This window comes from Bacillus cereus group sp. MYBK108-1, from assembly GCF_051917185.1.
Taxonomy (GTDB): domain Bacteria; phylum Bacillota; class Bacilli; order Bacillales; family Bacillaceae_G; genus Bacillus_A; species Bacillus_A cereus.
The window spans coordinates 342,008-356,461 of sequence record NZ_JBQAHZ010000001.1 but is presented as its reverse complement, the minus strand read 5'-3'; the positions used below and the strand labels follow the sequence as shown (position 1 = coordinate 356,461).

The window sequence follows — 14,454 nt, the reverse complement described above, 5'->3', positions numbered from 1 at the left end:
GTTGATTTTGTAAAATGATGTCGAGGACATTATATGCTGTTCAAAAAAAATACATAGTTTTGGAAAAAAATTGAACAAAATTTATTATTCTTGTGAAGCATAATATGGGAAGTGAAACATTTAGAAGATTGCTTAAATAAACGAGAATAGCGCAACATAATAGTTAAAGAAGGGTAGGTGTGAACCGCTGAGGTGAGAGTGCGCAGCGGGTAGAGATGGAAAATGAATCAAGAATTTTAATTGTAGATGATGAGGATCGTATTCGTCGTTTATTGAAAATGTACTTAGAAAGAGAACAATATACGATTGAAGAAGCAGATAATGGTGATACAGCTTTAGAAATGGCGTTGCAAAATGATTACGATTTAATCTTATTAGATCTTATGATGCCTGGTAAAGATGGCATTGAAGTATGTAAAGGGGTTCGTGAGAAGAAAGCGACACCAATTATTATGCTGACAGCAAAAGGTGAAGAAGTAAATAGAGTACAAGGATTTGAAGTTGGAACAGATGATTATATTGTAAAGCCATTTAGTCCACGTGAGGTCGTACTACGTGTGAAAGCGGTATTACGTCGTGCTGTACCAACAACATTCTTTACACAAGATACAACGACAAAAGATGTTACTGTATTCCCGCACTTAACAATTGATAACGATGCACACCGTGTTACTGCAGATGGTAATGAAGTAAACTTAACGCCGAAAGAATATGAGTTACTATTATTTTTAGCGAAAGCTCCTGATAAAGTATTCGATCGTGAGCAACTGTTAAAAGAAGTATGGCAATATGAATTCTTCGGAGATTTACGTACAGTTGATACACATGTAAAGCGTTTACGTGAGAAGTTAAGCAAAAAATCACCAGATGCAGCGAAAATGATCGTTACTGTTTGGGGTGTAGGTTACAAATTTGAGGTTGTGAACGACTGATGCTTTGGAGAAGTGTAGTAGGGAAGTTATGGATGACCATATTACTTCTCGTTTCGTTTGTTCTTGGATTTGTTGCAATTTTACTTTCACAGTTTTTTAGAACGTATTATGTTGATATGAGTGAAGCTAGGCTTCAAAAAGTTGCAACAAGTGTTTCAGAGTTAATTGAAGAAGGTGCCGATGTAAAAACGATTGAGAATATCGCTTACAAATTCTCTGACCCACTTTCAAGGATTATTATTGTAGAAGATGGTAAAGAAATCTCTTCTTCACCGAAACAAGAAGGGTTAGTCACTCTTACAATGGATGACTTAAAAGAAGATAAAGAATTAGCGGCTGTGTTTACAGACAAAAAAGAAATTAAGAATAATATTAGAAAAGCGTCTAATAGTAGGAAGAATAAAAACACCGAAAATGATATTATGATCGTCGGAAAACCAGTGCAATCAAAAAATCAAAGTGCAGTGTTCGTATATGAATCTTTACAAGTACCGATACAAGGTATGGAAAGAACAACTGATTTTATTTTCTTATCGGCTGGAATTGCGATTATATTAACAACTTTCTTTGCGTTCTTCTTATCTACTCGGATTACAGCACCGCTTCGTAAAATGCGTGAGGTTGCTTTTGAAGTGTCACGTGGGAAGTTTGATGCAAAGGCTCCTATGGTATCTCAGGATGAGATTGGTGAGCTTGCAACGGCCTTAAATCAAATGGGAAAACAGTTGAAGTTTAATATGAACGCCTTGCAACAAGAAAAAGAGCAGTTAGCAAGTATTTTGAGTAGTATGGCAGATGGGGTTATTACGTTAAATCAAGAAGGTGAAGTCGTTGTAATCAATCCGCCGGCCGAACATTTCTTACAAGTTTGGCAAGAAGAAAAAGAGATAGAGCTCAGTAAAAAACTACCTTCTGAACTTGTGGAATTATTCCATCTCGTTGTAGAAAGCGAACAACAACAAGTTGTTGAAATTAATTTACAAAAAGGAAACTATGTAGTTCTTATGACGCCGCTTTACAATCAAACGAAAATTCGTGGAGCTGTAGCAGTGCTGCGAGATATGACGGAAGAACGTCGTCTTGAAAAGATGCGTCAAGATTTTATTGCGAATGTATCACATGAACTTCGTACACCAATGGTCATGCTGCAAGGGTATAGTGAAGCGATTTTAGATGATATTGTGCAAACGAAAGAGGAAATAGATGAGTTTGTTCAAATTATTTATGATGAATCTGTTCGTTTAGGTAAACTTGTAAATGAATTGTTAGATTTAGCTCGTATGGAAAGCGGTCATGTAGAGTTACATATTGGTGAAGTGGATATACATCCGTTTGTTGAAAAAATTGGTCGTAAATTCCAAGGGATTGCAAAGGATAAAGAGGTCGCGTTAACGGTTGATTTCAAAGGTCCAATTGAACAATACCCGTTTGATGCAGATCGTATGGAACAAGTATTGACGAATTTAATTGATAACGCAATACGTCATACGAATGCAGGCGGACATGTAACGCTTGTAATTGATACGAAAAATAACGGTCTTATTTTTGAAGTACAAGATTCGGGTGCAGGCATTCCAGAAGAAGATATTCCATTTTTATTTGATCGTTTCTATAAAGCTGATAAAGCAAGAACACGTGGGAAAAAGGGTGGAACAGGACTCGGGCTTGCGATTGCGAAAAATATTGTTCAAGGCCATGATGGTAAAATTTCTGTATCAAGTGTTGTTGGAGAAGGAACTACATTCTCTGTATATTTACCGAATCGTATAATTTAGATATGCGTTTTTAAAGTTGATAATGAATAAAGTTCTGCTGTTTTTTATTTTTTTGTAAACTCAATTAAATAAAGAATGGTAGAACTTTTTTCTATGTTGCTCGAATAAAGAATAACAAGAGAGGTGCTGTGAAGAAATGAAATTATATACAAAAACAGGAGATAAAGGAACGACAAGTGTAATAGGTGGCAGGGTTGATAAAGATGATATCCGTGTGGAAGCGTATGGAACAATAGACGAGGCAAATTCTCATATTGGATATGCAATGACTAAGCTTCAAGGCGGGGCTTTTATAGATATTTACAATGAGCTCGAAAATATTCAACATGAACTATTTGATTGCGGAGGAGACTTGGCAATAGTGGAACAAAAAATTCCTTATAAAGTGACAATTGTGATGGTTGAAAGTTTAGAAAGAAAGATTGATTTATATATAGAAGAAGCCCCGCCACTAGAACGCTTTATTTTGCCAGGTGGTAGCGAGGCAGCGGCTACTATTCATATTGCACGTACTGTTGTAAGGAGAGCAGAACGCTCTATAGTATCATTGCAAAAAGAAGTGAAAATAAATGAAGTTGTATTAAAGTATGTAAATAGATTATCTGATTATTTGTTTGCGATAGCTCGAGTAATAAATGCCCGATTACAAGTGAAAGATGTGGAGTATAACCGTAGTGCATTAGTTTTTCGTGATAAGAAAGAGAAGGAAGTGGAGTAATTCACTTTCTTTTTTTGTATACTTTTTTCTGTAATATACCAAAATAGAGAAGGTATGGTGGTAATTAGAAAACGGAGGATGTATATGAAAGTTTTAAAATGCGGTGTCATGTTATTGAGTATACTGTTTGTATCTCAATTACATGTTTATGCAGAAGAAAATCGATGGACATGGCCTGTTGAAGGTCAGATAAGTGATTATTTTGGGACAAGGCATGGAAAACACTATGGTATTGATGTAGCTGCGCCGATTGGAACGCCTGTGGCAGCTATCCAAGATGGTAAGGTAACGAGGTCTTATTATTCAAGTAGTTATGGAAATGTTGTATTTATTAAACACGGAGAATATGAGGCTGTATATGCACATTTAAATAAGAGATATGTGGATCAAGGAGATTATATTTCCAAAGGAGAAAAAATTGGAGAAGTAGGGAACACGGGAGAATCGCGAGGTGCGCACTTACATCTAGAACTTCATCAAGGAAGATGGACGATGGCGAAAAAGAATGCGATGAACCCATTGCTTGTTTTAAGTGAACAAAGAAATGAAGTTGTTTCTTCGTCATTATATGTCGTACAAAAAGGGGATACTTTAGTTAGTATTGCACGGAAATTTAGTATGACACTTAAGGAAATTAAAGAAAAAAATGGATTGCAGCAAGAGCTAATTTATCCTAATCAACAATTATATGTTAAGTAAAGGAAACGCTTCAAAAATTAAACTTTGAACAAATTTATGTTCTTCTTAAATAAGATTCAATGTAAATGAAATTATATGGGCGCTTTTGCTAGAACTATTGAGTGAATCAGAGCATCTATATCTAAAAGAAAACCGTCCCAAAATTTATTTTGGGACGGCTTCTTTTACCAAAAAATAAAGACACATATAAATCCAGAAATAGCTAAATAGCTATATAAGTAAAAAACTTTTGTTCTTGTTTTCTCTTTTGTTCGAAACAGTACGATAGTCGGTTCAATTAAACCGATTGTCAAACAAAGTAGGCCAAGAAGCATACAACCAATCGAGATAGAATACAGGGCGATTTGTGGTGCTTGAAATGGAATCATCCATTTTAATAAAAATGCAATAAGTGCAGTGTAACAAATACTACCGATGTATTTATTCAGTGGTGTATTAGAACGAAAACCAGGAAGTTTTTTTAAGAAAGAGCGGGAAACAACTTCTGTTTGTAAAGATGTATGCTCTTCAATAATTTTTTGAGCTTCTTTTCCTTTTTGAAAAAGAGATAAGATCCAATTTCGCTCACCCTGAAAAATAAATTGAGAAGTTGTCAAATAGTGATCAATCTTCACTTTATTCCAACTCTTCCACGGATGACGCTCACACAATTTTAATTTACTTTCTGTTTTTTTATCATACTGATAAATACTGATGCCATCTTCATCGAAAGTAGCATAGTATGTCTCGTTTGAGAATGTGCCTAAATCAATTGGGCAGTAGAAAAGTAATTCTTTTTTTAAGTAAAAGTATTCTTTTCTTAAGTTTTTTTTCATTGCTTCTCGAATAGAATGTCTCTTGTCTTTTTTCATGACATTTCCTCCATAACTCAGAAAATGTTCTTATCTTAACAATTCAATATCTTATCACTTTTAATTATATATGACTAGGTAATTCAAAAGAGAAATGCCGAATAATAAAAAATATGGATTGTATTGTAAAATATCTCGCAATTTATTTGTTGTTACGAAAAATAAATAACTAATTTTAAATAAGTTACAATTTTTTAGTTCACAATGTTATGAGGTTGTTGTATAATGAAGGGGAAAATAGAATATCGGTCTATCTTCGGGGCAGGGTGAAAATCCCGACCGGCGGTGATGAACTATTTATGATTTTGTTCTAAGCCCGCGAGCCGTTAAGGCAGGATTTGGTGTGATTCCAAAGCCGACAGTATAGTCTGGATGGGAGAAGATGGAGGTTCAAGCGTTCAAAAAAGATATGGATTTGAACGTCTGTTTGATGTGCCTTAAATTCTCCCTTTGTGTAAAACACAAAGGGTTTTTTCGTTCTATGAAAAAATAGGCATAGCAGAACCTTTCCACTTTCCATGAGATGATCGATGGAAAAGGAGAGAGAAAGATGAAACAAAAAAACAGTGTAGTGCAGATGGTGAGTGTAGCGATGCTAAGTAGTATTGCATATTTACTAATGATGTTGGATTTCCCGTTCCCAGGGCTTCCGCCATTTTTAAAAATTGATTTTAGTGATGTACCAGCTCTAATTGCGGCAATTATCTTTGGACCAGTAGCAGGAGTGATTGTAGAGGCGATAAAGAACATTTTACATTACGGGATTCAAGGAAGTTTAACGGGAGTACCAGTTGGAGAAATTGCAAACTTTATTGCAGGATGTTTATTTATTGGGCCAGCAGCTTTCTTATTTAGAAAGTATCGTACTGTGAAGAGTTTAACTACAGGATTAATGCTAGGGACAATTACAATGGCACTTATTATGAGTGTATTAAACTACATCATCATATTCCCGGCGTACACTTGGTTTTTAAATTCACCAGCTATGTCTAGCGAAGCTATAAAAACAACGGTTGTAACGGCAATCTTACCATTTAATTTAATTAAAGGGATTGTTGTAACAATTGTATTTGTAGCATTATTCTCACGCCTGAAAGTATGGGTGTTTGCAAAAATGAAAAATGCATAATATATACTAAAACCATTAGTAGTGTGAAACTACTAATGGTTTTTTATTAAGGAAAATAAAATTTAGATACAAAAAACGCCCCTCATCAATAGGAGGGGCGTTTTTTGAAGTTAATAAAAGACTATTCGAATTTTAAAGCGTCTCCGTCGAATGATTCGTCAGCAACTTTAATTGAGTCAGTTGGACAGCCTTCGAATGCATCCATCATATCTTCAATTAATACATCTGGAATTTCAACGATACCTTGGTTATCATCTAATGTTACAAATGCAATACCTTCATCATCATAGTCATAAATGTCTGGTGCAGCAGCGCCACAAGCACCACATGCAATACAAGTATCTTTATCAACGATTGTATATTTTGCCATCTTTTTTCCCTCCTGATAATATGTATGTGAAAAGCTCGCCATAAAAATTATAACCTTATTGTAAAACGGTTTGTAAAACTTTTCAACATAAAATTATAATGATAATGCTTATCAATTAGAGTGTCAACTTATTTTTTAATTATGTCATAAGATTTTCAAAATACGTAAATATGATTTCGTTTGATACAATAGAATATATACAAGTATATAGTTCTTATATGATAAGTTTAATGAGCGACAGTAGATAGTGTAATTGTACTGAAAAGAATGAAGTTAAGATTGGAAGGTGGAAGCGGTCATGCAAATACAATATACTTTGTTGCATTGTTTAAAACAATTGAATGGTGAAAGAACCGTTTCTTCTATTTATTATTTACTAAAGGGCAAACGTTCTTCGCAAACTTTACAAGATGGAAATATGTTCCGAATTTCTTTTTTGTTCGGAATATATAAATCATTAAATAGAAATGACTATGATGGTGAAGTTGCAAAGTTGTTGCAAGCGGATTTTATTCAAGAAATACATGAAAATACATATGTGTTAACACCTACGGGTAAAATGCAGTTACATAAATGGGAGGAAGTTTATGCTTTTCCGGCGCATTTGCATGGTTTACATTATGGTGAATTAGGTGAAACATTTTGGAAAAGATTATCATTAATTATTCAAACCATATCAAATTTACAACAGAATAATACGAGATTTATTCCAATTCAGCAAGATACAGAAATAATGATGTGGGTGAAACGTTTTCTAACAGGAAGGCCATATAAGAGAAGTGAGTTGGCGAGAAGACTATGGACGGAAGTACATAATCTTTTAGAAAAGAGTAATGCGATAGAAGCGACGATTGTAACATATCGATTAACGGGTTATGAACGCATTGGTTGTACATTGCAACAATTAGCAGAAATTACGAAACAAGATATATTCAGGGTGTATTTTTTATTTTGGGGTACAATACATTTCTTTATACAAGAAGTTCGTGATAAAGAAAATGAATTTCCACTATTAGCTGAAATTATATCTTATCCAAATGAGAGAGCTGAATTATTTAGTTTATCCACGAAAAAAACATATAATTTTTGGAGACAAGGACGTTCTTTAGAAGAAATAGCGACGATTCGGAATTTAAAGGTTGCAACGATAGAAGATCATTTTGTTGAAATTGCTTTGCGAGAAAAAGATTTTTCTATTGAAATGTTTATGGAAAAAGAAAAGATAGACAAAGTAATAAAAGTAATTGAAGCATTGCAAACGCGGAAGTTACGTGTTTTGAAACAAGCGGTTGGAGAAGATATCTCTTATTTTGAAGTTCGTCTTGTATTAGCGCGGATGGAGGGTGTAAATGAAACTTGAAGAATATTTATATAAGTGGTTTGGATATTCTGAATTTCGTCCAGGTCAAAAAGGAGTAATTACAGATTTATTAGAAGGAAAAGATGTGATAGCAATGCTTCCGACTGGAAGAGGGAAATCTATGTGCTATCAGTTTCCGGGGCTTATGCGAGAAGGAACAGTGCTTGTTGTATCACCGTTATTATCTTTAATGGAAGATCAAGTGACACAATTAAAGTATGTTGTGAAAAACCGAGTGATAGCATTTAATAGTTTTCGGACATTAAATGAAAAAAGAGAAGCGATGAAAAAATTATCTTCATATAAATTTATTTTTGTTTCACCAGAGATGTTGCAGTCGGAGTTATTAATTAGGGAATTGAAGAAAATTCATATTTCATTATTTGTTGTTGATGAGGCTCATTGTATTTCTCAATGGGGTTATGATTTTAGACCGGACTATAAAAAACTAAATGTAGTTATTGAAAATATTGGTTCTCCTACAGTATTAGCATTGACAGCCACAGCGACAAAAGGGGTACTGCAGGATATCGCAGATAGTTTAAATTTAAAGGGTGCCGCGGAACATGTATACTCTATTGATCGTCCTAATATTGCAATGGATGTGCAATTTGTAGAGACGATAGAAGAAAAGAAAGAGGCGCTTTTAGAGCAGGTGATGTATTTACAAGGGCCGGGGATTGTATATTGCTCAAGTAGAGCGTGGACAGAAAGGTTAACGGAATACTTGAGAGGGAAAGGTGTTACTGGTGTAGCTTTTTATCATGGTGGTATGGAACATGAAGAGCGTATGTTAATTCAACAGCAGTTTATGAACGATCAATTGCAACTTGTAATATGCACAAGTGCATTTGGTATGGGGGTAAATAAGGCGAATACGCGATATATTATTCATTTTCATTATCCAACTAATATAGCCTCTTACTTACAAGAAATCGGAAGAGCTGGAAGAGATGGCGAACCGAGTATAGCTATTTTATTATGTAGTCCGTTGGATCATGATTTACCAATTTCAATCATTGAGGATGAATTGCCAAGTAAGTCACAAATAAAATTTTTATTTTCTTTACTACAAGAAAGAATATTTCAAACGAAGGAATTACCAATAGAAGATGTAGAAGAAATTTGTTATAATGCAGCAAGATTTAATGAGCAATATTGGCGTTTCGTTCGTTATCATCTCGAACAGGTTGGAATTATACAACAACGAAGATTATTATTAGAAGGTTTGTCAGATGAAATCATGAACCGATTAATAGCTGAAGTAGAAATAAGGTTGCGTAATAAATATAGTGAGCTAGAAAATATGAAGTCATGGATACAAGTTAAAGGGTGTAGACGTGAATATGTGCTGCAACAGTTCGGTTATAGGAAAGAGCAAGAGTTAATTAATTGCTGCGATTATTGCGGTATTACCAAAGAAGATTATAAAAAAAGACGAGCGCAACAATCGGATTTCGACTATAATTGGGAAACAGAGTTACAAAAGCTTTTCGGCCTAGAAAAGATGGAGGAATGATGAACATTCAAAGGCATAATGTTGAAGATATGAGTCCGCAGGAAATAAGGCTGAATCTATATATAACACAGTTAATTATTATCGGTATTGGCTGTTTACTGGCATATATATTATTTCAAGATGTAAAAGAAGTCTTTAATTTATGGAAATGGGAACCAGTATCTATACTTATTATAGGTGGTTTGTTAGCGATTGGTATTGTGTTATTAGATTATGTTGCAATGCGAGTGTTTCCGGAGTCATGGTTTGATGATGGTGGTATTAACGATAAGATGTTTCGAGGAATGTCCGTTCTACACTTACTCGTTATTACGTTCTTGATTGGTTTTGCAGAAGAATTTTTATTTAGAGGTGTAGTACAGACTCATTTTGGAATTGTAATTGCGAGCTTCGTATTTGCAGTGTTACATATTCGTTATATAACAAAGCCATTTTTATTTTGTTTCGTCTGTTTTATTAGTTTTGTCTTTGGTTATGTATTTGAATGGACAGGAAATTTGTTTATAACAATCTTTGCACACTTTCTTGTTGATTTTATAATGGGACTCCAATTAAGAAAATAAATGGAAGGTGGTGGTGAACAACATGAGGAAACGAATTCCTGATTTTGAAGAGGAATTAGAAGTTGAGCGAGTGGAAGAAAAAGAAAGTTTACCGCCGCGTAGTGAAATTCATAGAAATAAAGAGAAAAAACAAAAGTTTAAAATAAATCACATTTTCGTCCGGGTTTTAACATTTCTATTCATTCTTCTGCCGATTAGTATTTTGTGGTACACGGATAAATATATTCAGGTGAAGGGTGATAGTAATAATGCTGGAAAAAGTGCGTTTGAAGTAATCTTCTTTGATTCAGCTAAATCTGAGTCGCAGAAACATTCTGAAAAAGTAATAACGCATACTGTGAAAGAGGGAGAAACTTTAGAAAGTATAGCGAAGCAATATTTTTCAGATGGAAATGGAATTGAAGTAATTAAAAAGTATAATAACTTGCAGGAAGATGAAGTGAGTGCAGGTCAAGAATTAAAAATTCCGATAAAAGATAAGTCCACAAAGCAAGAAAGCTAGCGAGTTAAGCGATCACAGTTTGTTATAAAAGCCTAGGATTATCTTTATGAGGAGGGAGTCAAAAATATGATATGGATTATATTATTCAGTACTCTCATAGGCATGGGGATTTTATTACTTTTTGTGATGTATAAAGAAGCGATGCGTAATACGGTGTTGGAACATACTTTAGTATTTAAAAAATTTCCGAAAAGTTTTCAAAAAGTAAATGTGTTTTTTATTTCTGATATTCATAGAAGGGTCATTTCGAATTTGTTAATTGAACAAGTAAAAGGAAAAGTAGATCTCGTAATTATCGGAGGAGATTTAGCAGAGAAAGGTGTCTCTTTATCAAAAATCTCTGCGAATATTCAAAAGTTAAGAGAGATAGGTCCTGTATATTTTGTGTGGGGAAACAATGATTATGAGATAGAATATCATGAATTAGATGCGTTATTATTAGAAAATAACGTAAAAGTTTTAGATAATACAAGAGTGGTATTTGAGTCTGAATTAGGAGAGAAAATTTGTTTGCTCGGTATAGATGATGTTGGATTGCACCGTGATCGTCTAGATTTGGCATTGGCGGATTGTAAAGAAGATGGTTTTCGTATCCTAGTTAGTCACAACCCTGATATAATAAAAAAAATGTCTGGAAATGAACAGATTTCACTTGTGTTAAGTGGACATACGCATGGAGGACAAATCCGATTATTCCCATCTAAAAAATATTTAAAAGGTGGCGTATATAACCATTTGAATACGATTCTCTTTGTTAGTAATGGGTATGGAACAACATTGATACCACTTCGTTTCCGAGCACCTGCTCAAACACATATCATTACATTGTGCGGAGGGAAATGATGCCAACTCTTAGTGGGAAATATAATATAAAAGCCGTTTCGAATATAATTGGAGTTCAGCCGAGTACGCTTCGTGCATGGGAAAGACGATATCAAATTATTGCCCCAAAGCGGAATCAAGCTGGGCATCGCTTATATACAGAAGAGCATATTCAAATTTTAAAATGGTTAATGGAAAAAGTTTCTTCCGGTATGATGATTGGACAAGCAGTTCAGTTATTAGAAGAGAATCGTTTGCAGAGTACAGTTCAAAAAGAGATACATTTCGATAAAGAAGTTGTTTTAGTGGACGATTTGCTACAAGCTTTGTTAAAATTTGATGAAATTACAATTGCTGCATTATTAAACGAAGCTTTTAGTATATATTCAACAGAAAAGGTTGTTGCCAGTATCGTTCTTCGAGTGACAGACAAATTATTAACGTCAAAAAATAATAATGAGATTTCAATGGTGCAATTTCAATATGCACTATCATTTTTACAAACGCGTCTAGGGATGGTGTATCACAATGCCTCAATGTTTTCCTCTTTACACAAAGTTATTGTGTTAGAAAAGGATTCATTGAAAGGATTTATTTTTTCAACTTATTTACGCTTAAAAGGATATGAGGCGATATATATTAGGACAAGCTTAGCTGAAGATGGTATGTTATCAGCGGTAGAGGAAATACAGCCGAAATATGTATTTATATCTTTTGCTGACGAACAAGAAATGAAAAAGACGATGAACTTTATAAATTTATTACAAGAAAAAAGGGAATCTCTTTCTGTTGGATTTATCGGAAAGCTAGGCGTTCTAAACCAGTTGGACATTGAAACAATCTTAATTGGTGATACGAAAGAAGAATGGGATGGATGGTTAAAAATGTCGGAATAGTTGTTCGAAAAGAACCATCTATTTTCTATTTCATATAATAAAAATTAGATGCATTGGTTACGTAGGGAGGGTATGAGATGAGGCTGGAACGATTAAATTACAATAAGATAAAAATTTTTCTAACATTTGATGATTTATCTGAACGAGGATTAACGAAAGAAGATTTATGGAGAAATGCACCGAAAGTACAGCAATTATTTCGTGATATGATGCAAGAAGCAAATAAGGAATTAGGGTTTGAAGCAGATGGTCCGATTGCAGTTGAAGTGTTTTCTCTACAAGCACAAGGGATGGTTGTAATTGTAACGAAAGAAAATCAAGAAATGGATACAGATGATGAGTTCCGTGACGAGTTTATTGAAATGCAAGTGACTCTAGATGAAAGTGAGCATATATTATATGAGTTTGCTACGCTAGATGACGTAATTAACCTGTCGAATCGCTTATATAACCTTGGTGTAACTGGCGGAAAGCTATATACGTGGGATGAGCGCTTCTATCTTTGGGTGGAAGAAGAGGAACAAATTCAATTGTTAAAGGCGGATTTTATAGCTATTTTAGCGGAATACGGTAATCCGTCTACAGCAACCATTTATCGCATCATGGAGTACGGTAAAGAATTAATGGATGTTAACGCGATAGAACAAATACACAATTACTTTGTGAAAAAACAAAACCTCAGCTAATACAACATAGCTGAGGTTTTGTTTTTATTTGGAGAAGGGAAGGGATGATTGTAAATACTCGAACATACTTTTTGAAAATAAAATATGCAGTTTTATGGGAGTGTGGTTGATGAAAATAAAAAATATTTAAATATTTAAGTATTTTACTTTTCTAAAAGTAATAAAAGGACTATAATAATAGTGAAAACGCTTGCAACAGAAAATAGTTTGTATATATTTGTTAGCGTTTTCTATTGCATTCCAAATTTAAGGGTGTATACTAGGCAATGAAGGTTTACTAAACAAGTGAAATTACAGGGGGTTTACTTACTATGGTAGCCGAAAAGGGAACTCAAACAAAAACACAACAACAAAGGGAACAACATTTTGAACTATTGAATTCAACACAAATTGTTATTAGTGAAGCGTTAGAAAAATTGGGTTATCCAAACGAAGTATATGAATTATTAAAAGAACCAATTCGTATGATGACAGTGAAAATACCAGTTCGTATGGATGACGGGACTGTTAAAATATTTACAGGATATCGTGCGCAACATAATGATGCTGTTGGTCCAACGAAAGGTGGAATTCGCTTCCATCCGAATGTAACAGAAAATGAAGTGAAAGCACTTTCAATCTGGATGAGTTTAAAATGTGGTATTGTTGATTTACCATATGGTGGAGGTAAGGGTGGAATTATCTGTGATCCACGTGAAATGTCATTCCGTGAGTTAGAAAGATTAAGCCGCGGTTATGTACGAGCAATTAGCCAAATCGTAGGTCCGACGAAAGATATTCCAGCTCCAGATGTATTCACAAACTCTCAAATTATGGCGTGGATGATGGATGAGTATAGCCGTATTGATGAATTTAATTCACCAGGATTTATTACAGGTAAACCGCTTGTATTAGGTGGATCACATGGACGTGAAACAGCAACAGCGAAAGGTGTAACAATTTGTATTCGCGAAGCTGCTAAAAAACGTGGCATTGATATTAAGGGTGCACGCGTTGTTGTTCAAGGATTCGGTAATGCTGGTAGCTTCTTAGCTAAATTTATGCATGATGCAGGTGCGAAAGTTATTGCAATCTCAGATGCTTACGGCGCGTTACATGATCCAAACGGATTAGATATTGATTATTTATTAGACCGTCGTGATAGCTTCGGTACAGTAACAAAGCTATTTAACAATACAATTTCAAACAAAGAATTGTTAGAACTTGATTGCGATATTTTAGTACCAGCGGCAATTGAGAACCAAATTACAGAAGAAAATGCTAATGATATTAAAGCAAAAATCGTTGTTGAAGCTGCAAATGGTCCAACAACATTAGAAGCGACTAAAATTTTAACAGATCGCGGAATTTTGCTTGTTCCAGACGTGTTAGCAAGTGCTGGTGGTGTAACAGTATCTTACTTTGAGTGGGTACAAAACAACCAAGGTTACTACTGGACTGAAGAAGAAGTAGAACAACGTTTAGAAAAAGTAATGGTAAGATCATTTGATTCTATTTATGAAACAGCACAAGTTCGTAAAGTGAACATGCGCTTAGCGGCGTACATGGTTGGTGTTCGTAAAATGGCTGAAGCAAGCCGCTTCAGAGGTTGGGTATAAAATATTATATCTTGAGAAAACGTGATTTCCTTTC

General features: G+C 34.4%; 15 protein-coding genes and 1 riboswitch. Of the genes, 13 read left to right on the top strand and 2 right to left on the bottom strand.

Annotated features, from left to right (window positions below; translation table 11 throughout):
- Nucleotides 1-215: 215 nt before the first annotated feature.
- The 4 genes from resD to ACTFSL_RS01795 all read left to right on the top strand — a co-directional run bounded on the left by resD (nucleotide 216) and on the right by ACTFSL_RS01795 (nucleotide 4,124).
- Complete coding sequence (gene resD, locus ACTFSL_RS01810; RefSeq protein WP_000426861.1) at nucleotides 216-932, top strand: DNA-binding response regulator ResD; 717 nt, start codon at nucleotides 216-218, stop codon at nucleotides 930-932.
- On the top strand, nucleotides 932-2,707 hold the full coding sequence (resE, locus tag ACTFSL_RS01805) for a sensor histidine kinase ResE (protein ID WP_000964677.1): 1,776 nt from the start codon (nucleotides 932-934) through the stop codon (nucleotides 2,705-2,707). The genes resD and resE overlap by 1 nt, the downstream gene beginning before the upstream one ends.
- 136 nt (nucleotides 2,708-2,843) lie before the next feature.
- The gene (locus tag ACTFSL_RS01800) at nucleotides 2,844-3,425 is read left to right on the top strand and encodes a cob(I)yrinic acid a,c-diamide adenosyltransferase (protein WP_000781268.1); all 582 of its coding nucleotides are present in this window, start codon (nucleotides 2,844-2,846) and stop codon (nucleotides 3,423-3,425) included.
- A gap of 84 nt (nucleotides 3,426-3,509) precedes the next feature.
- On the top strand, nucleotides 3,510-4,124 hold the full coding sequence (locus tag ACTFSL_RS01795; RefSeq protein ID WP_000866117.1) for a peptidoglycan DD-metalloendopeptidase family protein: 615 nt from the start codon (nucleotides 3,510-3,512) through the stop codon (nucleotides 4,122-4,124).
- Between the two features lie 164 nt (nucleotides 4,125-4,288).
- Here ACTFSL_RS01795 and ACTFSL_RS01790 read toward each other — a convergent pair whose 3' ends face one another.
- On the bottom strand, nucleotides 4,289-4,975 hold the full coding sequence (locus tag ACTFSL_RS01790) for a hypothetical protein (RefSeq protein WP_000710837.1): 687 nt from the start codon (nucleotides 4,973-4,975) through the stop codon (nucleotides 4,289-4,291).
- Nucleotides 4,976-5,223: 248 nt separating this feature from the next.
- A riboswitch (FMN riboswitch) is annotated at nucleotides 5,224-5,363 on the top strand.
- Nucleotides 5,364-5,525: 162 nt separating this feature from the next.
- Here ACTFSL_RS01790 and ACTFSL_RS01785 point away from each other — a divergent pair.
- Nucleotides 5,526-6,104 carry an ECF transporter S component gene (locus ACTFSL_RS01785; RefSeq protein ID WP_000810855.1) on the top strand — a complete coding sequence of 193 codons (579 nt, stop codon included), beginning with the start codon at nucleotides 5,526-5,528 and terminating at the stop codon, nucleotides 6,102-6,104.
- 121 nt (nucleotides 6,105-6,225) lie between these two features.
- On the opposite strand, the gene ACTFSL_RS01780 is transcribed toward ACTFSL_RS01785, so the two are convergent.
- Complete coding sequence (locus ACTFSL_RS01780) at nucleotides 6,226-6,474, bottom strand: ferredoxin (RefSeq protein WP_001151993.1); 249 nt, start codon at nucleotides 6,472-6,474, stop codon at nucleotides 6,226-6,228.
- Between the two features lie 298 nt (nucleotides 6,475-6,772).
- Here ACTFSL_RS01780 and ACTFSL_RS01775 point away from each other — a divergent pair, with 298 nt between their 5' ends.
- The 8 genes from ACTFSL_RS01775 (at nucleotide 6,773) to gudB (ending at nucleotide 14,420) form a co-directional block, all read left to right on the top strand.
- Nucleotides 6,773-7,834: a helix-turn-helix domain-containing protein gene (locus tag ACTFSL_RS01775; RefSeq protein ID WP_119683150.1), complete on the top strand. Its 1,062-nt coding sequence runs from the start codon at nucleotides 6,773-6,775 to the stop codon at nucleotides 7,832-7,834.
- Nucleotides 7,824-9,353, top strand: a complete 1,530-nt coding sequence (gene recQ / locus ACTFSL_RS01770; protein ID WP_000762973.1) for an ATP-dependent DNA helicase RecQ — start codon at nucleotides 7,824-7,826, stop codon at nucleotides 9,351-9,353. The genes ACTFSL_RS01775 and recQ overlap by 11 nt, the downstream gene beginning before the upstream one ends.
- The gene (locus ACTFSL_RS01765) at nucleotides 9,353-9,916 is read left to right on the top strand and encodes a CPBP family intramembrane glutamic endopeptidase (RefSeq protein WP_001025780.1); all 564 of its coding nucleotides are present in this window, start codon (nucleotides 9,353-9,355) and stop codon (nucleotides 9,914-9,916) included. Before recQ ends, ACTFSL_RS01765 begins: the two co-directional genes overlap by 1 nt.
- Nucleotides 9,917-9,938: 22 nt before the next feature.
- Nucleotides 9,939-10,418 carry a LysM peptidoglycan-binding domain-containing protein gene (locus ACTFSL_RS01760; RefSeq protein ID WP_001231553.1) on the top strand — a complete coding sequence of 160 codons (480 nt, stop codon included), beginning with the start codon at nucleotides 9,939-9,941 and terminating at the stop codon, nucleotides 10,416-10,418.
- Nucleotides 10,419-10,484: 66 nt separating this feature from the next.
- A complete protein-coding gene (locus ACTFSL_RS01755; RefSeq protein ID WP_119683151.1) occupies nucleotides 10,485-11,261 on the top strand; it encodes a metallophosphoesterase in 777 nt (258 codons plus the stop codon).
- Nucleotides 11,261-12,136, top strand: coding sequence for a MerR family transcriptional regulator (locus ACTFSL_RS01750; RefSeq protein ID WP_119683152.1), 876 nt, complete (start codon nucleotides 11,261-11,263; stop codon nucleotides 12,134-12,136). The genes ACTFSL_RS01755 and ACTFSL_RS01750 overlap by 1 nt, the downstream gene beginning before the upstream one ends.
- Before the next feature lie 77 nt (nucleotides 12,137-12,213).
- Complete coding sequence (locus ACTFSL_RS01745; protein ID WP_001235402.1) at nucleotides 12,214-12,822, top strand: genetic competence negative regulator; 609 nt, start codon at nucleotides 12,214-12,216, stop codon at nucleotides 12,820-12,822.
- Nucleotides 12,823-13,133: 311 nt separating this feature from the next.
- Nucleotides 13,134-14,420: an NAD-specific glutamate dehydrogenase gene (gudB, locus tag ACTFSL_RS01740; RefSeq protein ID WP_000225173.1), complete on the top strand. Its 1,287-nt coding sequence runs from the start codon at nucleotides 13,134-13,136 to the stop codon at nucleotides 14,418-14,420.
- The last annotated feature ends 34 nt before the right edge of the window (nucleotides 14,421-14,454 follow it).

Bases quoted from the DNA above. Each gene is read 5' to 3' on its own strand.
- resD (WP_000426861.1), top strand. From the start codon at position 216: ATGGAAAATGAATCAAGAATTTTAATTGTAGATGATGAGGATCGTATT.
- resE (WP_000964677.1), top strand. From the start codon at position 932: ATGCTTTGGAGAAGTGTAGTAGGGAAGTTATGGATGACCATATTACTT.
- ACTFSL_RS01800 (WP_000781268.1), top strand. From the start codon at position 2,844: ATGAAATTATATACAAAAACAGGAGATAAAGGAACGACAAGTGTAATA.
- ACTFSL_RS01795 (WP_000866117.1), top strand. From the start codon at position 3,510: ATGAAAGTTTTAAAATGCGGTGTCATGTTATTGAGTATACTGTTTGTA.
- ACTFSL_RS01790 (WP_000710837.1), bottom strand. From the start codon at position 4,975: ATGAAAAAAGACAAGAGACATTCTATTCGAGAAGCAATGAAAAAAAAC.
- ACTFSL_RS01785 (WP_000810855.1), top strand. From the start codon at position 5,526: ATGAAACAAAAAAACAGTGTAGTGCAGATGGTGAGTGTAGCGATGCTA.
- ACTFSL_RS01780 (WP_001151993.1), bottom strand. From the start codon at position 6,474: ATGGCAAAATATACAATCGTTGATAAAGATACTTGTATTGCATGTGGT.
- ACTFSL_RS01775 (WP_119683150.1), top strand. From the start codon at position 6,773: ATGCAAATACAATATACTTTGTTGCATTGTTTAAAACAATTGAATGGT.
- recQ (WP_000762973.1), top strand. From the start codon at position 7,824: ATGAAACTTGAAGAATATTTATATAAGTGGTTTGGATATTCTGAATTT.
- ACTFSL_RS01765 (WP_001025780.1), top strand. From the start codon at position 9,353: ATGAACATTCAAAGGCATAATGTTGAAGATATGAGTCCGCAGGAAATA.
- ACTFSL_RS01760 (WP_001231553.1), top strand. From the start codon at position 9,939: ATGAGGAAACGAATTCCTGATTTTGAAGAGGAATTAGAAGTTGAGCGA.
- ACTFSL_RS01755 (WP_119683151.1), top strand. From the start codon at position 10,485: ATGATATGGATTATATTATTCAGTACTCTCATAGGCATGGGGATTTTA.
- ACTFSL_RS01750 (WP_119683152.1), top strand. From the start codon at position 11,261: ATGCCAACTCTTAGTGGGAAATATAATATAAAAGCCGTTTCGAATATA.
- ACTFSL_RS01745 (WP_001235402.1), top strand. From the start codon at position 12,214: ATGAGGCTGGAACGATTAAATTACAATAAGATAAAAATTTTTCTAACA.
- gudB (WP_000225173.1), top strand. From the start codon at position 13,134: ATGGTAGCCGAAAAGGGAACTCAAACAAAAACACAACAACAAAGGGAA.